This is a genomic window from Pseudomonas sp. DY-1 (assembly GCF_003626975.1).
In the GTDB taxonomy this organism is placed as follows: Bacteria; Pseudomonadota; Gammaproteobacteria; order Pseudomonadales; family Pseudomonadaceae; genus Metapseudomonas.
Window position 1 is genome coordinate 5,252,699 of the sequence record NZ_CP032616.1, and the last position, 19,111, is coordinate 5,271,809.

General features: G+C 63.4%; 21 protein-coding genes and 1 pseudogene. 12 read left to right on the forward strand and 10 right to left on the reverse strand.

Annotation, left to right across the window (positions count from 1 at the left end):
* Positions 1-177 precede the first annotated feature (177 nt).
* A complete protein-coding gene (locus D6Z43_RS24685) occupies positions 178-1,545 on the forward strand; it encodes an MFS transporter (protein ID WP_120654619.1) in 1,368 nt (455 codons plus the stop codon).
* Positions 1,546-1,599: 54 nt separating this feature from the next.
* On the opposite strand, the gene D6Z43_RS24690 is transcribed toward D6Z43_RS24685, so the two are convergent.
* Both D6Z43_RS24690 and upp read right to left on the reverse strand, forming a co-directional pair.
* Positions 1,600-2,877, reverse strand: coding sequence for a uracil-xanthine permease family protein (locus tag D6Z43_RS24690; protein WP_120654620.1), 1,278 nt, complete (start codon positions 2,875-2,877; stop codon positions 1,600-1,602).
* A 3-nt stretch (positions 2,878-2,880) separates the two neighbouring features.
* Positions 2,881-3,519, reverse strand: coding sequence for a uracil phosphoribosyltransferase (gene upp / locus D6Z43_RS24695; RefSeq protein ID WP_120654621.1), 639 nt, complete (start codon positions 3,517-3,519; stop codon positions 2,881-2,883).
* 278 nt (positions 3,520-3,797) lie between these two features.
* Here upp and D6Z43_RS24700 point away from each other — a divergent pair, with 278 nt between their 5' ends.
* On the forward strand, positions 3,798-4,355 hold the full coding sequence (locus D6Z43_RS24700) for a hypoxanthine-guanine phosphoribosyltransferase (protein ID WP_120654622.1): 558 nt from the start codon (positions 3,798-3,800) through the stop codon (positions 4,353-4,355).
* A 3-nt stretch (positions 4,356-4,358) separates the two neighbouring features.
* On the forward strand, positions 4,359-4,832 hold the full coding sequence (locus D6Z43_RS24705) for a WbuC family cupin fold metalloprotein (protein WP_120654623.1): 474 nt from the start codon (positions 4,359-4,361) through the stop codon (positions 4,830-4,832).
* On the opposite strand, the gene dauA is transcribed toward D6Z43_RS24705, so the two are convergent.
* Positions 4,799-6,553 (reverse strand): C4-dicarboxylic acid transporter DauA, encoded by a 1,755-nt coding sequence (dauA, locus tag D6Z43_RS24710; protein ID WP_120654624.1) that lies wholly within the window; start codon positions 6,551-6,553, stop codon positions 4,799-4,801. The genes D6Z43_RS24705 and dauA overlap by 34 nt on opposite strands.
* 126 nt (positions 6,554-6,679) lie before the next feature.
* Here dauA and D6Z43_RS24715 point away from each other — a divergent pair, with 126 nt between their 5' ends.
* Together D6Z43_RS24715 and D6Z43_RS24720 are read left to right on the forward strand one after the other, a co-directional pair.
* Positions 6,680-7,168, forward strand: coding sequence for a hypothetical protein (locus D6Z43_RS24715; RefSeq protein WP_120654625.1), 489 nt, complete (start codon positions 6,680-6,682; stop codon positions 7,166-7,168).
* A gap of 63 nt (positions 7,169-7,231) precedes the next feature.
* On the forward strand, positions 7,232-7,519 hold the full coding sequence (locus D6Z43_RS24720) for a PA4642 family protein (RefSeq protein WP_120654626.1): 288 nt from the start codon (positions 7,232-7,234) through the stop codon (positions 7,517-7,519).
* A gap of 119 nt (positions 7,520-7,638) precedes the next feature.
* On the opposite strand, the gene mqo is transcribed toward D6Z43_RS24720, so the two are convergent.
* Complete coding sequence (mqo, locus tag D6Z43_RS24725; protein WP_120654627.1) at positions 7,639-9,156, reverse strand: malate dehydrogenase (quinone); 1,518 nt, start codon at positions 9,154-9,156, stop codon at positions 7,639-7,641.
* A gap of 353 nt (positions 9,157-9,509) precedes the next feature.
* Positions 9,510-9,743: a hypothetical protein gene (locus D6Z43_RS24730; RefSeq protein WP_120654628.1), complete on the reverse strand. Its 234-nt coding sequence runs from the start codon at positions 9,741-9,743 to the stop codon at positions 9,510-9,512.
* A gap of 176 nt (positions 9,744-9,919) precedes the next feature.
* Here D6Z43_RS24730 and D6Z43_RS24735 point away from each other — a divergent pair, with 176 nt between their 5' ends.
* Entirely contained in the window at positions 9,920-10,504 is a 585-nt protein-coding gene (locus D6Z43_RS24735) for a YajG family lipoprotein (RefSeq protein WP_120654629.1), read from the forward strand.
* Between the two features lie 223 nt (positions 10,505-10,727).
* Complete coding sequence (locus D6Z43_RS24740) at positions 10,728-11,006, forward strand: hypothetical protein (RefSeq protein WP_120654630.1); 279 nt, start codon at positions 10,728-10,730, stop codon at positions 11,004-11,006.
* Positions 11,007-11,173: 167 nt separating this feature from the next.
* On the opposite strand, the gene D6Z43_RS24745 is transcribed toward D6Z43_RS24740, so the two are convergent.
* Positions 11,174-12,337: a 1-acyl-sn-glycerol-3-phosphate acyltransferase gene (locus D6Z43_RS24745; protein ID WP_120654631.1), complete on the reverse strand. Its 1,164-nt coding sequence runs from the start codon at positions 12,335-12,337 to the stop codon at positions 11,174-11,176.
* Positions 12,338-12,441: 104 nt separating this feature from the next.
* On the opposite strand from D6Z43_RS24745, the gene D6Z43_RS24750 reads away from it, so the two are divergent.
* Genes D6Z43_RS24750 through D6Z43_RS24760 form a run of 3 tightly spaced genes read left to right on the forward strand, consistent with a single transcriptional unit; the run spans position 12,442 to position 13,525 of the window.
* Positions 12,442-12,624 carry a CPXCG motif-containing cysteine-rich protein gene (locus D6Z43_RS24750; RefSeq protein WP_120654632.1) on the forward strand — a complete coding sequence of 61 codons (183 nt, stop codon included), beginning with the start codon at positions 12,442-12,444 and terminating at the stop codon, positions 12,622-12,624.
* Entirely contained in the window at positions 12,624-12,884 is a 261-nt protein-coding gene (locus tag D6Z43_RS24755) for a DUF2007 domain-containing protein (protein WP_120654633.1), read from the forward strand. Before D6Z43_RS24750 ends, D6Z43_RS24755 begins: the two co-directional genes overlap by 1 nt.
* A 26-nt stretch (positions 12,885-12,910) precedes the next feature.
* Entirely contained in the window at positions 12,911-13,525 is a 615-nt protein-coding gene (locus tag D6Z43_RS24760) for an SOS response-associated peptidase (RefSeq protein ID WP_120654634.1), read from the forward strand.
* Between the two features lie 178 nt (positions 13,526-13,703).
* Here the strand turns inward: D6Z43_RS24760 and D6Z43_RS28840 are convergent, their stop codons facing one another.
* Both D6Z43_RS28840 and D6Z43_RS28845 read right to left on the reverse strand, forming a co-directional pair.
* Complete coding sequence (locus tag D6Z43_RS28840) at positions 13,704-14,546, reverse strand: methyl-accepting chemotaxis protein (protein ID WP_371924431.1); 843 nt, start codon at positions 14,544-14,546, stop codon at positions 13,704-13,706.
* A gap of 15 nt (positions 14,547-14,561) precedes the next feature.
* A pseudogene (locus tag D6Z43_RS28845) lies at positions 14,562-15,842 on the reverse strand (HAMP domain-containing protein); the annotation flags it as partial.
* A 173-nt stretch (positions 15,843-16,015) separates the two neighbouring features.
* On the opposite strand from D6Z43_RS28845, the gene D6Z43_RS24770 reads away from it, so the two are divergent.
* Both D6Z43_RS24770 and D6Z43_RS24775 read left to right on the forward strand, forming a co-directional pair.
* Positions 16,016-16,834 (forward strand): M48 family metallopeptidase, encoded by an 819-nt coding sequence (locus D6Z43_RS24770; protein WP_120654636.1) that lies wholly within the window; start codon positions 16,016-16,018, stop codon positions 16,832-16,834.
* Between the two features lie 114 nt (positions 16,835-16,948).
* The gene (locus tag D6Z43_RS24775) at positions 16,949-17,932 is read left to right on the forward strand and encodes an NAD-dependent epimerase/dehydratase family protein (RefSeq protein ID WP_120654637.1); all 984 of its coding nucleotides are present in this window, start codon (positions 16,949-16,951) and stop codon (positions 17,930-17,932) included.
* Here D6Z43_RS24775 and D6Z43_RS24780 read toward each other — a convergent pair whose 3' ends face one another.
* Positions 17,933-18,376, reverse strand: coding sequence for a ketosteroid isomerase-related protein (locus tag D6Z43_RS24780; RefSeq protein WP_120655355.1), 444 nt, complete (start codon positions 18,374-18,376; stop codon positions 17,933-17,935). It lies immediately after the preceding gene.
* Positions 18,377-18,523: 147 nt separating this feature from the next.
* Positions 18,524-19,105: a TMEM165/GDT1 family protein gene (locus D6Z43_RS24785; protein WP_120655356.1), complete on the reverse strand. Its 582-nt coding sequence runs from the start codon at positions 19,103-19,105 to the stop codon at positions 18,524-18,526.
* Positions 19,106-19,111 lie beyond the last annotated feature (6 nt).

Here is a 19,111-nt window from a genome sequence, read left to right on the forward strand (position 1 = left end):
ACGTACTTCACGCAGGGGCGAATTCGCTCCTGCGGCGCCCTTATCAACCAGAGGTCATGGCGCGCATTCAGCGTGCCTATATGACGACCGTTCTCGTATTCAGGCCGCCCATGGCCACCTAAGCTGGGTTCTTCTTCAACCGTCGTGCGCCGCACCGGCGGCGCCGAGGAGAGCCCAGTGCAGAACAAGAACAATGGCTATCCCTCGGGCCTGAGAGCCTGGACCACCGTCGCGATCCTGATGGTGGCCTACGTGCTGTCCTTCATCGACCGGCAGATTCTCAACCTGCTGGTGGAGCCCATCCGCCGTGACCTGGTCATCAGCGATACGCAGATGAGCCTGCTGATGGGCCTGTCCTTTGCGCTCTTCTATACCGTCTGTGGCATCCCACTGGGTCGCCTGGCCGACAGCCGCAGCCGGCGCGGGCTGATCGCCATTGGCGTGCTGTTCTGGAGCGCCGCCACCGCCGCATGCGGCATGGCAAAACTCTATTGGCAATTCCTGCTCTGCCGCATCGGCGTAGGCGTGGGCGAGGCGGCCTTGTCGCCGGCGGCCTACTCGCTGATCGCCGACAGTTTCCCCAAGGAGCGGCGCGCCACTGCCATCAGCGTCTACTCCATGGGGGTCTATCTCGGTTCCGGGCTGGCCTTTCTGCTAGGCGGGCTGGTGATCAAGTTCGCGTCGGCCCAGGGCGACGTGCACCTGCCGTTGCTGGGCGAAGTGCGGCCATGGCAATTGATCTTCCTCGCCCTTGGCGCGGCCGGTGTGCTCTTCACTCTGCTGATGCTGGCGGTGCGTGAGCCGCAGCGGCGCGGCATTGGTGCCGGCGTAGTGGTGCCCCTTGCGGATGTCGGCCGTTATCTACGCAGCAATCGACGCACTGTCATCTGCCACAACTTCGGTTTCGCCGGCCTGGCCTTCGCCGGCTACGGCAGCGCGGCCTGGATTCCCACTTTCTACATCCGTACCCATGGCTGGGACGCCGGCCAGGTCGGCGTGATCTACGGCAGCCTGGTGGCCGTGTTCGGCTGTCTGGGCATCGTCTTCGGTGGGCGGCTGGCGGACTGGATGGCCAAGCACGGGCGGGCGGATGCCAACATGCGCGTCGGTCTGTTCGCCGCCATCGGCGCCCTGCCGCTGGTGGTGCTGTTTCCCCTGCTGGATGACGCTTTCTGGGTCACGGTGCTGATGGCGCCTACCGTGTTTTGCCTCAGCATGCCCTTTGGCGTTGCGCCGGCCGCCATCCAGGAAATCATGCCCAACGCCATGCGCGGCCAGGCTTCGGCCATCTACCTGTTCGTGATCACCCTGATCGGTCTTGGCTTCGGTCCTACCGCCGTGGCCCTGGTGACCGACTATGTGTTCGCCGACGACAAGGCCCTGCGCTACTCGTTGCTGATCGTCACCACCATCGCGGTGGCGAGCTCGGTGGTGTTGTTGTGGGCTGGGCTAAAGCCTTATCGCGAAAGCCTGCAGCGACTGCAGCAATGGGGCGTGGAGCCACAGGGTGAAACCATGCTCCGCGAGGCACAGCCTTCCACGTAGAACAGGCAGAAGACAAAAAAGCCCCGCGATTGCGGGGCTTTTTCATTTTGCGCCTCAGATATGCGGCGCGTCGTCCGGGCTCTGATGCTTCCAGGTCTGGTGGCCCGGCAGGATCAGGTTGAGGGCGATGGCGACGATGGCGCAGAGGGCGATGCCTTTCAGGCCGAAGTCGTCCTGGCCGGTACCGGTGCCCACCAGCATGCCGCCGATGCCGAATACCAGGGTGACAGACACGATCACCAGATTGCGCGCTTCGGCCAGGTCCACCTGGTGGCGGATCATGGTGTTCAGGCCAACCGCGGCGATGGAGCCGAACAGCAGGCAGAGGATGCCGCCCATTACTGGCACCGGGATGCTCTGCAGTACGGCGCCGAACTTGCCGATGAAGGCCAGGCCGACGGCGAAGACGGCTGCCCAGGTCATGATCTTCGGGTTGTAGTTCTTGGTCAGCATCACCGCGCCGGTCACTTCCGCATACGTGGTGTTCGGCGGACCACCGAACAGGCCGGCTGCCGAAGTGGCCAGGCCGTCGCCGAGCAGCGTGCGGTGCAGGCCGGGCGTCTTCAGGTAGTTGCGACCGGTCACGCTGCCCACCGCGATCACGCCACCGATGTGTTCAATGGCCGGGGCCAGGGCAACCGGGACAATGAACAGGATGGCCTGCAGGTTGAACTCGGGGGCGGTGAAGTTCGGCAGTTCCAGCCAGGGCGCGGCGGCGATCCTGGCGGTGTCGACCACACCGAACCAGAACGACAGGGCGAAGCCGACGATCACGCCGGAGATGATCGGCACCAGGCGGAAGATGCCTTTGCCAAACACGGCGACGATCAATGTGGTCAGCAGTGCCGGCATGGAAATCCACATGGCGGTGGCGTAGGGAATCAGCTCAGCGCCGTCACCACCCTTGCCCATGGCCATGTTGGCTGCGATGGGGGCCATGGCCAGGCCGATGGAGATCACCACGGGACCGATCACCACTGGCGGCAGCAGGCGGTCGATGAAGCCCGTGCCTTTGATCTTCACGGCGAGGCCGAGGAAGGTGTAGACGAAGCCTGCCGCCACCACACCGCCCATGGTCGCGGCCAGGCCGAACTGGCCCTTGGCGAGGATGATCGGAGTGATGAAGGCGAAGCTGGATGCCAGGAACACCGGCACCTGACGCCCGGTGACCAACTGGAACAGCAGGGTGCCGAGGCCGGCGGTGAAGAGCGCTACGTTCGGGTCCAGTCCGGTGATCAGTGGCATCAGCACCAGGGCGCCGAAGGCCACGAAGAGCATCTGGGCGCCGGAAATGACCTGGCGCCAGAGCGGGTCCTTGAATTCGTCGCTCATCGATCAGTTTTCCTTCTGCTTGGTGCCGAAGATCTTGTCTCCCGCATCACCGAGGCCCGGGATGATGTAGCCGTGTTCGTTGAGTCTCTGATCGATTGAGGCGGTGAAGATCATCACGTCCGGGTGGGCATCGTTGACCACCTTGATGCCTTCGGGGGCGGCGACCAGCACCATCGCGCGGATTTCCTTGCAGCCCGCGCGCTTGAGGAGGTCGATGGTGGCGACCATGGAGCCGCCAGTGGCGAGCATCGGATCGATGATCAGCGCCAGGCGCTCGTCGATCTCCGGTGCCAGCTTTTCCAGGTAGGTGTGGGCTTCCAGGGTTTCTTCGTTGCGGGCCACGCCCACGGCGCTGACCTTGGCGCCCGGAATCAGGCTGAGCACACCGTCGAGCATGCCGATGCCGGCGCGCAGGATGGGTACCACGGTGATCTTCTTGCCGGCGATCTTCTCGACCTGCACGGTGCCGGCCCAACCCTGGATTTCGTAGTTTTCCAGGGGCAGGTCGTTGGTCGCTTCGTAAGTCAGCAGGGCGCCGACTTCCTGTGCCAGTTCGCGGAAGTTCTTGGTGCTGATGTCGGCGCGGCGCATCAGGCCGAGCTTGTGGCGGATCAGCGGATGGCGGATCTCACGGATGGGCATGGGAGGGTTCTCCGGCGGGCTGGCAAAAAATTGCGTTAGCTTAATCCATTGATCACAGGCTGTGCTGCACTGACTGGTGGGTCCCGGGCACTGATGTCGCGGTCAAGCAAGGAACTGTCACACGCGGCGGCAACCTGCTGCAGTATGGTCGACACTCGTCCGTCGGGACTTGCTCCGGGGCAGGCGGATGGGTACCTTTGCCGACTTTTATCTTGACGCCCCGTTCAAGTTTTCACCGGGAACCCTGCCTGTTCCCCGCAGAACCCAGAGGAATTGCCATGTCCGCCGATCTCGCACACATCCGCCAGGTAAGGGCCGAAGCCGACTGCCTGTACACCGACGCCCAGGTCGAGGCGGCCATCTCCCAGGTCGCCATCGCCATCAACGGCGAACTGGCGGAGCGCAATCCGGTGGTGTTCTGCGTCATGAACGGTGGTCTGATCTTCGCTGGCAAGCTGCTGCCCAAGCTGGACTTCCCGCTGGAGCTGTCCTACCTGCACGCCACCCGCTACCGCAATGAAACCAGCGGCGGTGAGCTGTTCTGGAAGGCCAAGCCGGAAATCTCCTTCATCGACCGTGACGTGTTGATCATTGACGACATCCTCGACGAAGGTCACACCCTGGCGGCCATCATCGATTTCTGCAAACACGCCGGCGCTGCCAACGTGCATACCGCCGTGCTGATCGACAAGACCCACGACCGCAAGGCCCGTCCGGACCTGAAGGCCAACTACGTGGGCCTGCCCTGCGAAGACCGTTACATCTTCGGCTACGGCATGGACTACAAGGGCTACTGGCGCAACGCCGCCGGCATCTTCGCGGTCAAGGGGCTCTGAGTCATGAGATCGCCGCGCTTCCTCGATCAGGCCCTGTTCGCCGAACTGGCCGACAAATCCGCGGCGAATCCGCGCAAGCGCCAGCACCATAACTTCCATGCCATGGAAGAACCTTGCCATCGCATGGCGGTGGGGCTGCAGCCGGGAACCTACATCCCGCCGCACCGTCACCTCAGCGCTGACAAGGCGGAAAGCCTGTTGGTGCTCAAGGGGCGCCTGGGCCTGCTGATCTTCGACGAGGACGGCAAGGTCGTCGACAAACGCGAGCTGGCGGCGGGCGGCGAATGCGTCGGTGTCGACCTGCCGCCGGGCGTGTTCCACGCGCTGGTGGTGCTGGAGCCGGACAGCCTGCTGTTCGAGTGCAAGGCCGGCCCCTATCGCCCAGTGGGCGAAGGCGAGCTGCCCGCATGGGCGCCCCGTGAGGGCGAGCCAGGGGTGGCCGATTACTCGGCCTGGATGCGCTCGTTGTTCTCCTGAGGCGCATCGCCCTGCAGCCACTGCATCGCCTTGGCCCGTGCTTGTTCCAACGATTGTACGTAGGCCAGGCGACCACTCTCCCGATGTACACCGGCGCGGCGTAGTTTCAGCCGCACACGGGGTGAAGTGCCCACAAGCACCAATCCCACGCCCTGGCGAGCGTAGTCGTGCAGCAGGTTTTCAAGGGCCGCCAGCGCGGTCATGTCCAGCATCGGTACCGCGGCCATCTCGACGATCACCACCTTCACCTCGGGATTGAAGCGGCGCAGCACGCTCAACGCCTTTTCCGCAGCGCCGAAGAACAGCGGACCACGGATGGCGTAGACCAACACCTGTTCAGGGAGATCGCGCAGGGCTTCGTGGAAGTGGCGGGGCAAGGGCGCAGCGTCGGTGAGGTCGCTCATGCGTTTGATGAACAGGCCGGCAGCCAGCAGCAGGCCGACACCCACTGCCAGCACCATGTCGAACAGGACCGTCAGCACCAGGCAGGTGAGCAGGACCAGTACGTCGTTGCGCGGGGCGATGCGCAGGGTGTGCACCACGTGTCGCGCTTCGCTCATGTTCCACGCAACCATCAACAGCAGTGCCGCCAGCGCGGCCATGGGCAGGTAGCTGAACAACGGCGCTAGCAGCAGCATGGCCAGCAATACCACGCCGGCGTGGATGATGGCCGCGATGGGGGAACGGGCACCTGCGCGCACGTTGGCGGCGCTCCGGGCGATTGCCGCAGTGGCGGTGATGCCGCCGAACAGCGGAGCAACCAGGTTGCCGAGACCCTGGCCGACCAATTCTGCATTGGGGTCGTGGCGCGTGCCTGCCATACCGTCAGCCACCACGGCACAAAGCAGAGACTCGATGGCACCGAGCATGGCGATTGCGAAGGCCGGTGCGAGCAACTGGCGAATCAATTCGAACGACAGGCCCAGGGGCTGGCCATCAGGGCCGGGCAGCATCCATGGCCAGGCGAAGGTTGGCAGGAACGGTGGAATGCCAGGGTGGTTGATGCCATCCACTGCGTAACTGAAGCGTTCGCCCAGGGTTGCGACTGGAATACCTATCGCTTCCATCAGCAGCCCGAGCAGGGCACCCAGCGCCAGCGCTACCAGATGACCCGGCACCTTGGGCACCAGGCGCGGCCAGATCACCAGCACCGCGAAACAGACCATGGCCACCAGGGCATCGCCCAGGTGTGCGGTTGGCAGGGCGCCGGCCAGCAGGTGCAATTGATCCACGTAGTTCTGCGGCGACTCGGCCAACTGCAGACCGAGCAGATCCTTGATCTGCAGGGTGGCGATGACGATTCCAATGCCGGCGGTAAAACCCAGGGTCACCGGGTAGGGGATGAACTGGATCAGCCGGCCAAAGCGTGCCAGGCCCATGGCGATAAGAATCAGTCCGGCCATCAACGTACAGAGCAGCAGGCCGCCAAGGCCGAATTTCTGGGTGATGGGCAACAGGATCACCACGAAGGCAGCAGTAGGCCCGGAAATGTTGAAACGTGATCCGCCGGTGAGGGCGATCAGCGGCGCCGCGAGCAGTACCGTATAGAGGCCATGTTGCGGCGCCACGCCGACTGCTATGGCCAGTGCCATGGCCAGGGGGATGGCGATGATGCCGACCGTGGTCCCGGCTGCGAGATCGCCACGCAGGTCGGCGAGCGAATAGCCATCGCGCAGCGTTTGGCGCAAGGCCGCGAATAGGGGAGGCAGATATCGGGACATGGTCGCTCCTGTGGCAGAGGCCCCGAGTATAGGAGGCAGGCTCGGGAAGTTAAGTCGGCGAGGGTCGAATGCCGCTGTCCGAAAGCCCCGTGCTAGAGTGTTCGCCCGCTGAATCCGGAGTTGTCGATGTCCCTTCCCCTGCGTATCGGGGCCTGCCTGGCCCTAGTGCTGAGCCTGCCTCTCTCCGCCGCCGAAAACACCCCCATGCACGCCCAGTTCCTGCCGCCAGACGACCTCTCGCTGCGCCAGGAACAGCCCGATCAGCAGCAACTGATCCAGATCACCGAGTACTCGGTTGTGCTGGGTAGCCAGCGTCAGTCCAACCAGCAGCCGATCCCCATCACGTCGCCTGCCGTGCTGCGCCTAAAGGGGAAGCCGCTCAGCAAGGGCGCCGATGTGCGTCAGGTGGTGATCCAGTTCGACGTCGAGGGCAAGAGCCTGAAGAAACCCGGATACGACCCGCAAACCCGTATTCTCAGCCTGAATTACCCGATGGCGCAGTACGCGGCTGTGCTCGATCTGCTGCGCAACGGACCGGTGTACTGCCAGTTCCTCAGCTACCCCAACGGCCATGTCTGGGCCGACCTGCACAGCGGTGCAGTACGCCTGCGTTGAGCGCGCAGGCCCGCCGGGGGTAAACTGCCCGCCCCGTGATACCCGGCCCGAGAGATGTGAGCGATGCGTAAAGACAAGAAGCAGGTGATTGGCGAAGAAATCTCCGAAGACTCGATCAAGCTGTTCCTCGCGGTCGAGCCAGCCGACTCCACTCCGCCTTCGCTGCACAAACTGATCAAGGCATACCGTGGCCTGCGCATCGACGACTTCGAGCGTTTCGTCGGCTTTTTCGTCGAGGCCGGCTACGACCTCGACGCCAAGGATGAGAAGGGCAACGACTTCATCGCGCTGATCCAGGACCAGCGCCAGGCCGAGCCCTACATCGAAGTGATCAAGGCCGCTCGTGGCTAATCCCATGCGCAGACGAGAGAGCCCGCCATCGAGCGGGCTTTTTTGTGGGCGAGAAGTGCACAACGCACATAAAAAAACCGCCCCGAAGGGCGGTTTTTCTTTCAGCGTACTGCCGAGGCTCAGGCGATGCTCTGGGTCGCGGTGTTGACGCTGGTCAGGCCAAGTGCCGCATCGGAACGGGCGCTGATCTCGCGGTACAGGGCTGCGTCGCTTTCCAGGACCTTCTCGCGAGCCGGGAAGATTTCCTTCAGCTTGGCTGTCCACTGCTCGGAACGTGCCTGCTCGGCGAAGCAGCGCTCGATCAGGTTGAGCATGATTGAAACGGTCACCGAAGCGCCCGGGGAGGCGCCCAGCAGTGCCGCGATGCTGCCGTCTTCGGCCGAGACCAGCTCGGTACCGAATTGCAGGATGCCGCCTTTGCCTGCGTCCTTCTTGATGATCTGCACGCGCTGGCCGGCCACTTCCAGGCGCCAGTCGGCCGGGTTCAGGTCCGGATAGAACTTGCGCAGGGCATCCAGACGCTGCTCCTGGGATTGCATCACTTCCTTGACCAGGTAACGGGTCAGGTCGAAGTTGTCGCGAGCCACGGCCAGCATCGGGCCGAGGTTGCTCGGACGTACCGAGAGCGGCAGGTCCATGAAGGAGCCGTGCTTGAGGAACTTGGTGGTGAAGCCGGCGTAGGGTCCGAACAGCAGGGATTTCTTGCCGTCGACCACGCGGGTGTCCAGATGCGGCACGGACATCGGCGGGGCGCCGACTTCGGCCTGGCTGTAGACCTTGGCCTGGTGCTGCTTGACCACATCGGGGTTATCGCAGCGCAGCCACTGGCCGCTGACCGGGAAGCCGCCGAAACCCTTGCCTTCGGGGATACCGGAGAGCTGCAGCAGCGGCAGTGCGCCGCCGCCGGCACCGAGGAACACGAAGCGCGCGGACACTTCACGATTGGCGCCGGTCTGGGTGTTCTTGATGCTGACTTTCCAGCCTCCGTCGGTGCGACTGAGGTTGGTGACCTTCTGGAAATAGCTGACGCGAGTGTCCTGCAGGCTGGAGAGGTACTGCAGCAGCTGATTGGTGACCGCGCCGAAATTGACGTCGGTGCCGTTCATGGCGCGGGTCGCGGCGATTTTCTCGGACGCATCGCGTCCCTTCATCATCAGCGGCGTCCATTTGGCCATGGTGGCGCGGTCTTCGGTGTACTCCATCTCGCTGAAGGCGTGGTGCTGGCGGAGCAGCTCGAAACGCTTCTTGAGGAAGGCCGTGTCCTTTTCTCCGCGCACGAACGAGAGGTGCGGGACGGCGTTGATGAAAGTCTTGGGCGAACCGAACGCGGTCTTGCCGCTCATGTAGGCCCAGAACTGCTTGGACACCTCGAACTGGGCGTTGATGTTGACGGCCTTCTTGATGTCGATGGAGCCATCGGCCGCCTGGGGCGTGTAGTTCAGCTCGCAGAGGCCTGCATGGCCGGTACCTGCGTTGTTCCAGGGATTGGAGCTCTCGATGGCTCCCGATTCCCGGAGTTCGGCGATCTCCAGCTTGATGCCGGGATCGAGCTCTTTAAGCAGTACCGCCAACGTAGCGCTCATGATGCCGGCCCCGACCAGCAACACGTCCACTGCTTCGTAATCGTTTTGCGCCATTTGCTCGCCACTCTCTTGTGAAGTAGTGAAAAACCGTCATCTCACGCTCTTTTGGAGACGTGAACCTCAAAAGGATCGGCTACCCCCAGGCAGGCCGCTTCCGTCTGCATACGTGTTGCTACGCATGCGTCCCTGCAAAAAAGCGTTTGCAATTCGGGCGGAAGGATGCGGCAAGCCAACAAGTGGCAGCGCGAAAAGTGGACGGCTCTCTGTGGGGCTGTGCGGATGCCCAAGCTGGCGCGAGGTGCGGTGTTGCGAGGCCCGATCAGGAGACGACCTTATAATCGGGGGGCGATTATAACGATGAAATGGACGGAATAGGGCGCTCGGTGTGACTTTTATTCATCCACCGGTCAGGCTGCCAACGCGTTGCGGCGCGAAGGCTGTCTGACGACCGGTGCGACGCGGGCGCTGGCGGGCAGGGGCTGGTCGAGCCAGGCGAGACTGGTTTCGCTCACTTCCACCCAGTTGCCGCTGGTCGGACGGTCGATTCCGTGGTGCAGGCCACGGCAGATCCCCGCGTTATCCACAAGGGCGAAACTGCGGCGTTGCGGGCGGCGGGCGAGCATGGACCAGAGAAGGAACATCCTGACTACTCCTGTGGGACTGACGCCTTTATGCCAGGGGGGCGTGACAGGGGAATGACAGGAACCGCACCCGAGGATGGCGGTCTGACATTGCATGGGGACTGGCGCTCTGTCAGTACCTCGGTCGGGTGGTTATACTGCCGGCCGTTTTGCCTTCACTCCTGGAGAGATAAAGCATGCTGAAACGCCCGTTGCTTGGCCTGCTGGCCGCCCTCAGCCTGACCCTGGTCGGCTGTGCCCTCAGTCCGCAACAACTCAGCCCGCAACCCAAGCTGACCGGCCCGTTGACTCCTGTAGGCCAGGGCCAGCCGGTGGTGGTGCGTGTTGCTGACGGTCGTCCTTCTCCGGTTCTCGGCACCCGTGGCGGTATCTATGCCGATACCAGTGCCATCAGCGTGCAGGGCCAGGACATCCTGCCGCGTCTGCAAGCCGAGGCCGAGGCCGCTGTGCGCTTGTTGGGCTTCACCCCGTCGCCGAACGCCTACAACGCTCCGCAACTGACCCTGACCCTGGCTGACCTGAAGTACCAGTCTCCCAAGGAGACCTACGTCACCGAGGCGAACATCAGTGCCAGTTTCCGTGTCGACGTGCAGAACAGCAGCCGCCGCTACAGCGGCAAGTACGGCGCCTCGCTGAACCAGCGCTTCGGTACCGCGCCGAACCAGCAGACCAACACCAAGCTGGTAACCGATGTGCTGAGCGATGCGATGACCCGAGCTTTCAAGGACCCGACCATCGGTCAGGTTCTGTCTCAGCAGTAAGCGGACCTTGTCCGAGAGAGCCCGGCCACGCGCCGGGCTTTTTCTTGCCTCCGGACTCGCGTGAGGTCTTCCGCGAGTCCGGCGGCATTCGTCGGAAGGAGCGAATGGGCGGGCGTCGGTTTCGGTAAACTCGCGTCTTCCGATAGACCCCCCGGATCAGGGTGGGCAGATATTTGTCTTGCAGGTTGAGTGCATGGTCGCACCGCCTGAAGCGGAGTTTGAGATGTCGCTGCAGGCGCTTTGGGCCATGTTCCTGGCCCACCCCGCACAGGTCGTCAATGGCCTGGCCGTGTTCTTTGCTTGTGCTGGTGCCTGGGTGCTGCTGGCTACCCGGCTGCGGGAACAGCGTTCCATTGCCCGCCTGGTTGCCGACAGCGAACTCGACGAAGCGGCCGATATGCAGGATGACGGTGCCCGGCGTCTGAACCGCTTCTTTTACGCCTTCGGCTATTTCAGCCTGGCGGTGGCCCTGGGGGTGTCCTGGGCCAGCACCCAACTCTGAGAACTTGCCCACGACCTGTTGCACGTTGGAATGAGTGCGTTGAATTTGGCTTCGGGCTGCTCATTTACTTCGCGCCCTCAGCCACCAGCTCGTGAACAGGTTCCGGTGCCTCTTGCTCAATAAAAAACGGCGACCCCAGGGTCGCCGTTTTGCATTCTGACTCCGCCTTACAGGGGCAGTCCTGCCTTGATCCGGTACTGATTGCGTACGGGGGTGGCGTATTGCTGGATCAGGTAAGGACGCTGCTCCTCCGGGCAAGCGTCAAGACGCTTCTGCCACTCGGCCTGGGCGCGAGCCAGTTCATCGCCTTTGAAGATATCGGCGGCAGTCGGTACGTGCAGATCGGGGGCGCGCTCGCCCCACATGGCGTAGGCCAGGTAATGCACAGGGAACAGGCGATAGCCACCGAGGATCTGCTTGTCGATTTCCTGGGCCAGTTGCTTGGCGTCCTCGCTGGAGCTGCCGATTTCGCTGCCGAAGGTGATGTGCACGCGGCCTTTGTAGCCGGTGATCCCGAGGGCAATGCTCGCATCGTCCTCACCAGGGGCCTTTGCGTAGCTGCCGGTGCTGGCGCGGACCTGCAGTTCGCGGGCCTTGGCCTGGTCGCACGGATCGTATTCGTAGCTGATGGAGACCGGGATCAGGTGCAGGTCACGAATGACGTCGGCGAACGCTTCGTCCTTGCGGCTCATGTGGAACATCTTGAGGATCGCCGAATCGGTGCGATCGTCTCCGTCCTTCGCGCGGCCTTCGGCCTGGGCGATCCAGATCGACTGACCATCCTTCTGGATCGAATGGTTGATGTACGCCGACAGCAACTGGAACGCCGCCAGCTTCTCGCGGCGCCCGGCGAGGTTGCGATGCACGATGAAGCTCTTGTTCAGGCGCATCAGGTCACTGACGAAGGGCTTCTGCAGCAGGTTGTCGCCAATGGCGATGCGTGGCGTCGGCAGCCCTGCGTGGTACACGGCGTAGTTGACGAAGGCCGGGTCCATCACGATGTCGCGGTGGTTGGCCAGGAACAGGTAGGCGGTACCCGGCTTCAGGCGCTCCACGCCGGAATAGGTCACGCCATCGGTAGCGCGCTCGATGGTGTTGTCCACATAGGGCTCAATGCGGTCTTGCAAGGCCGCCACCGAGTTGATGCTCGCGAACTCGCTGCGCAGCCGATGAGCTATAACAGGCTTGAGGAGCCAGCCCAGCGGGCCCGCCAGTTTCGGGAAACGATAGCGGGTGAGGGTGCCGAGGAAGGCGTCGTCGGCAAAGAGGCGCGCAAGCACCGCCGGGACCTCGGCATCGTCATAGGGTCGGATGGCTTCAAATTCGCCCATTGGTCACTCTTGTTCTGGAATCGGCTGGATAAAGGATGGAGGCCCCGTCATACGGGGCGTCAAATAGACCGGCGATTATACAGGCAAGTCACACGGGAGGCGGGATGCTGGAGACAGAGGACTACCAATGCCCCTATTGCGGCGAGCCGGCTGAAGCCGTGCTCGATCTCTCGGGTGGCGAACAGCAGTACATCGAGGACTGTCCAGTGTGCTGCCGGCCCATCCTCTTCCTGCTCTGGACCGATGGCCAGGACTGGACACTGGAGGTTCGCCGGGAGGACGACTGATGCGACGAATCTATGAGCCCAGGGACCTGATCGAAGCCGAACTGCTGCTGGGCATGCTCGCCAGCGAGGGCGTGGAGGCCCATCTGGCCGGTGGACATCTGTTGGGCGGAATCGGCGAGTTGCCTATGTTCGGCTTGCTCGGCCTGCTGGTCGAGGACGAGGACGCCGAACGCGCCAGCAGGCTGATCGCCGCGTACAATGCCGCGCAACCCCTGCCGGGTGAAGAGCCCGACAGTTACCCCGGGACTCTGCTCTGCTGATTTCCCGCACACGAACTGGCTGCCTCATGTCTGGACGTTTCGCACTGTTCCGCTGGTCGCCCACTCAGGCCGCCCTTCCGGGTTTCCCCGCCGACCACCAACCACACTGGAACCTGGCTCCCGGCAGCCGGGTGCTGATGCTGCGCGAGGTGGACGGCCAGTTGCGTGCCGACATGGCCCGCTGGGGCCTGACGCCGTCCTGGCTCACCGATCTGTCCAAGACCCCGTCGCACGCCCGTGTCGAAACCCTGGCCGATCAGCCGATGTTCCGTGAGCCTTTCCGCTCGCGGCGCTGCCTGATCCTAGCCAATGGGTTCTATGAGTGGCGTGGCGTGCGCAAGCGGCCCTACTGGCTCAGCGCCGAAGGCGGGAGCATGTACCTCGCCGCTCTCTGGGAAGCCTACCCGGTTGGCGATGTGGAATACCTCAGCCTGGCGATGGTCACCCAGCCTGTTGCCGGCCTGCGCCGCCCGCTGGTGCTGGATGAGGAGGGCCAGCGCCTCTGGCTGGCCGCCGATTCGACGCCGATTCAGTTGCAGGAACTGCTGGCCCGGCCCGGCCCGCAGCTGCGCGAGCGCGCCCTGGCGACACTGGTGAACAATCCCAAGCTAGATGGACCGGAGTGCCTGACACCGGCCTGATGTGTCGCACCCACCCTCGCAGTTACGCAGGTTCGTGCGTGCGGCGTTCCGCTAGAGCGAAGCGAAACCCAAGGAATCTCCGTCGGGCTGCGCGTTGGGCGTCGCATAGCTCAGACACAACCTACAAGAGCAGTTCGCAAGCCGAATGAAAAAGCCCCTCGTGATGAGGGGCTTTTTCTTACACCTTGAACTGATTGATCAGCCGTCGTTGCTGCTCGGCCAACTTGGTCAGCTCGGCGCTGGCCTGGGAGGCTTCGTCGGCGCCGCCGGCGACCTCGTTGGCCACCTGGCCGATGTTGATCACGTTGCGGTTTATATCCTCGGCCACCGCGCTCTGTTCCTCCGCGGCGCTGGCGATCTGGGTGTTCATGTCGTTGATCACCGATACCGCCTGGGTGATGGACTCCAGCGCATGGGCCGCTTCGTTGGCGTGCTGCACGCTGGTGTCGGTCTTCTCCTGGCTGTCCTGCATCACCTTCACCACTTCGCGGGTGCCGTGCTGCAGTTGCTGGATCATCGTCTGGATTTCTTCAGTGGCCTGCTGGGTCTTCTGCGCCAGGTTGCGTACCTCATCGGCGACCACCGCGAAACCACGCCCCTGCTCGCCGGCGCGTGCCGCCTCGATGGCCGCGTTCAATGCCAGGAGGTTGGTCTGCTCGGCGATACCGCGAATGGCGACCAGGATGGCATTGATGTTCTCGCTGTCCTTGGCCAGGTTCTGCACCACGCCCACGGCGCGGCCGATCTCGGTGGCCAGGGCGGAGATGGCTTCGGCGGTGCTGTGGACGATGCGCTTACCGTGGTTTGCCGCCTGGTCGGCGTGGCTGGCGGCTTCCGCCGCATGGGTGGCATTACGGGCCACGTCCTGGGCAGTGGCGGTCATTTCATGGACTGCGGTGGCCACCAGCTCGATTTCCGCTAGCTGCTTCTGTACGCCCTGGTTGGTGCGGATGGCGATATCGGCAGTGTGCTCGGAAGAGTCGCTGACCTTCTGCACTGAGGTCACTACCTGGCTGATCATCGACTGCAGTTTGCCGAGGAAGGTGTTGAAGCCCCCAGCGATGGCGCCCATCTCGTCGGCGCGGTTGTTGTGCAGGCGTTGGGTCAGGTCGCCGTCCCCCTTGGCGATGTCATCCAGCATGCCGACCATCTGGCGCAGCGGACGGGCGATACCGTAGCCGACGAACCAGATCACCAGCAGACCAAGACCAGCGATGAGCAGGCCCACCAGGGTCATGCCGAAGATATCGGCGTCGCGCTGGGAGGCGAGGTCGCTCTGCAGCTGAGACAGCTCCTTCATCACTGCCTGTACCGGCAACTGAATCAGCAGCACCCAGCGGGCGTCGGTGTCGCCGATGCCGAAGGGAACCATCAGCTCGATGCGCTGGCTGGCCTGGTCAATGCGGTAAGCCGGCTGGTCGCCGGACAGGCCGCGCAGGCTGTCCAGGGTGGTGGAGTCCAGCGCCTTGGCAGCGTCTTCGCCCAGCTTCGAGCTGTCGCGGGAATAGGCCACCAGGCGGTTGTTGCTGGCAAGCAGCGCCATGTCACCGGCGCCCTCGTAGAGCTGCTGGTCTGCTTTACTCAGCAGGTCCTGGATGAAGTTCAGGGAGAAGTCGGCACCGGCGATGCCCTTGAACTCGCCCTTGATCATGATCGGCGCGGTGAACGACGAGAGGATCACGATCTTGCCGCCCACATCATAAGGTGCGGGGTCGATGGCGCAGGGCTTCTTGCGCTCTTTCGAGCAAAGGTAGTACTCGCCCTCACGTACACCGGTGGGGAGCATCTTCTCGCTTTCCATGAAGCCGATGGCGTCCTGGCCAACGCTGCCGTCGGCATTGCGGAACCACCAGGGCAGGAAGCGGCCTGTGCCGTCGTAGCCATTCCCCTTCGGGCCGGCATAGTTGGCGTCGGCACCGTCGATGCCATTGGGCTCCCAGCCGATGTAGCTGCCATTGAGCTTGGGGTTGCGCTCGGTGGTCTGGCGAACCAGGTTGTTCAGCTGCTCACGACTGATGCTCAGCTTGGGATTGCCGGCGTCGTCGGTTTCACCGAGCAGGCTGTTGAGGTTAGCCATGTTCTTGGCAATTCCCAGGGGCAGCTCCAGTTCCCGCTGGATCTGGCTCACCTGGGAGCCAGCGAGCGCAATCAGGCGATCATTGATCACCTGTTCGAGCAATGCCTGGGTGCGTTGCTGGACCAGTTCCTGGGTTTTCGCACCGGAAAACAGGGCGTAGAGCACCAGGGCGGCAACCACCGCCAGCACGCTGGCTCCTGCCAAGGCTGCGATGGAGAACTGAATGGACCTGAACTTCATGTGGACTCCGGAAATGGGATTTCACCGTGATTCCTTATATCGGCCGGACTGTGAAATTTCCTAAGTCGTGCATGCAGTTAAAAACGTCGCCAGCTTGTCTACATGCGACGTGGTTGCCCGGGTTTCTGGCCAGCCTTAGCATTACCGACCTCGCAAAGAGATGGAGAGCCACCATGGCCAAGCTGTTTTACCTGTCCGGGCTGACCGCGGCCCTGCTCCTGGCAGGATGCCAGGCCGTCAATACCACCAGCGGCGGAGCAGTCGGCGTCGAACGCAAGCAGTACATGTTCAGCATGTTGTCGAGTTCTGAGCTGAATCAGATGTACGCCCAGTCCTACCAGCAGACCGTGACCGAGGCGCAGCAGAAGGGCGTGCTGGACAAGAACAGCACCGACGCCCGTCGTGTCGATGCGATTGCCAAGCGGCTGATCGCCCAAACTTCCGCGTTCCGTCCGGATGCCGCGCAATGGGCCTGGGAAGCCAATGTGATCGACAGTGACGAGCTCAACGCCAACTGCGGTCCGGGCGGCAAGATCATCGTCTACAGCGGCCTGATCGATAAGCTCAAACTCACCGACGACGAACTGGCAGCGGTGATGGGGCATGAGATCGCCCACGCCCTGCGCGAACACAGCCGCGAAGCCATGTCCAAGGCCTATGGCGTGCAGATGGCCAACCAGATCGGTTCGGTCCTGGGTGTCGGTCAGGCTGGTCTGGGGATGGCCAACGCGGGTGTGGAATACCTGATGACCCTGCCCAACAGCCGCTCCAATGAGAACGAAGCCGACCTCATCGGCCTGGAGCTCGCCGCCCGTGCCGGCTACAACCCGAACGCCGCCATCAGCCTCTGGCAGAAGATGGAGCAGACCGGTGGTGGAGCTCCACCGGAGTTCATGAGTACACACCCGTCGTCAGGCTCGCGCATGTCGTCGTTGCAGGCAGCCATTCCAAAGGTGATGCCACTTTACGAGCAAGCGAAGGGACAGCGCTAGGAACATCCGGGTTGTCGGTGATCCCGGCTGGCATCCCGGCAACCCGCGTTCTAGACTGCTCGCCGCCACCTCGAAGCGTCGGGGTGGCGAATCTCCAGCGGATGAGGAGTCGCAGTGAAAATCGCCGTACTGGGAGCAACTGGCCTGCTCGGCCATCACGCGGCACGAGCGGTAAAGGTCGCCGGGCACCGCCTGGTGCTGATACACCGGCCGACGTCACGGATCGAGCGCCTGGCATACCTGGAGCCCGAGTGCCGGGCGGCTGATCTGCTGGACCATGCCGGTCTCACCCGCGCGCTCAGCGACATCGACGGCGTGATCTTCTGTGCCGCCGGCTACCCGAAGCGGCCGCGCCGCTGGCAAGAGGAAGTCGCCAGCGCCCTCGACCAGACCAACCATTTCTATGCCGCATGTCTCGCCGCGCATGTCCCGCGCATCCTCTACACCGGCGCCGCCATCGCCCTGCCGCGACATCCCGAAGGACTGCCCGGCCACGAAGGGCTGTTCTATGAGGGGATGCCGCGCTGGAAGAACCCATATCTGCTGAGCAAGTGGGCACTCGATGAACAGGCCCGCGAACAGGCCCGCAGCGGACTGCCTGTAATCATCGGGATTCCCGGCATGTGCCTGGGCGAGTTCGACGCAGGTCCTAGTACCGGGCGCCTCGTCACCGCGATGGCGCAGGGCTGGATGACTCATTACGTACCCGGCCGGCGCAACCTGCTGGATGCAGCCGACGCCGGGCGGGGCCTGCTGTTGGCGCTGGAGAAGGGAAGGGCGGGCGAGCGCTACCTGCTGACCGGGCAGAACATCGAGCTGGCCGAGCTGACCGAGCGAATTGCCAGGCTGCTCGGTGTTCAGCCGCCGCAACCCATGCCGCTGGCAATGGCCAAAGGCATCGCGGTGCTCGGACGTTTGCGTTACCGGTTATCCGGCGAGCTGCCGAAACTGGATGACACCGCGATCGCGGTGATGGCTGGCGGGCAGTTCCTCGATGGCAGCAAGGCGCGCCATGAACTGGGCTTCGTCGCCGAGACGCCGCTGGACGTCACCCTGGAACGCACCATTGGCTGGTTCCGGGCCAACGGCTATCTCTGATTAAGGCAGGGCTTTCTCGGCCAGAGGCTGGGTGGCGAGACCGAGCTGGGCGCGGAAGCTTTCCATGTCGAACATGGTGCAGATTTCCTGCACTTCACCCACGCTGTTCAGGGTCCAGAAGGCCATGGCCGAAATGCTGAGGATCTTGTCGCTGGGCGGGTAGCCCAGGGCGGGTTTCTGGATGCTGCCGATCAGGGTGCACCAGGTCACCACCTTGTTGCCTTCGGCGATGCATTCCTCCACCACCACTTCCAGATCAGGCATGGCCTCGCGGATGTTCGCTACCATCTGGGCGTAGGCGGCGCTGTTCAAGGCGCGGCCGATGAAGGAGCTCTTGTAGAGGAAGTCCTTGCTCTGCAGCTGCTCGGCCAGGGCCAGGCGACCCTTGTTCCACGACAGCTCGATGTGCTGGCGAACCAGCCGCTTCATATCGTCCAGTGACACGATGCGCTCCCCTGCGCCTTGATCCAGCGCGTAACAATACCGATACACGTGGCGATTCCATTGGCCGAAGCGCCGTGGTGCGGGGTAAGCGGAGCGAAGCCCGAAGGGCGGCATCCGCCCCACGGGCTTCTCAGGCGCGGCAACCCGTCAGAACGTCCCGCTGAGCTTCAGCGCTTCGTAAACGGCATAGACGGCCAGGGCAGCGAAGGCGATGGCGGCCAGGCGGCGGATCAAGGTCAGCGGCAGGCGGTCGGCGGCGAAGTTGCCGGCCAGCACCACCGGTACGTTGGCGATCAGCATGCCGAGGGTGGTGCCCATGACCACCATGACGAAGTGCGGGTACTGGGCGGCCAGCATCACGGTCGCGACCTGGGTCTTGTCACCCATTTCGGCGAGGAAGAAGGCGATCAGCGTGGTGAGGAACGGGCCGTACTTCTTCAGGCCGGACTCTTCGTCGTCATCCAGTTTGTCCGGCACCAGGGTCCACAGGGCCACGGCGGCGAAGGATGCCGCGAGGATCCAGCTGAGGGTGGCGGCAGAGAAGAAGCTGGCGACCCATGAACCTACGGCGCCAGCGGCGAAGTGGTTGGCCAGGGTAGCCGCGACGATGCCCCAGATGATCGGCCAGGGTTTGCGGAAGCGGGCGGCAAGCAGTAGTGCGAGCAACTGAGTCTTGTCGCCGATTTCGGCGAGGGCAACGATCAGCGTCGGGACGAAGAGGGATTCCAGCATCAG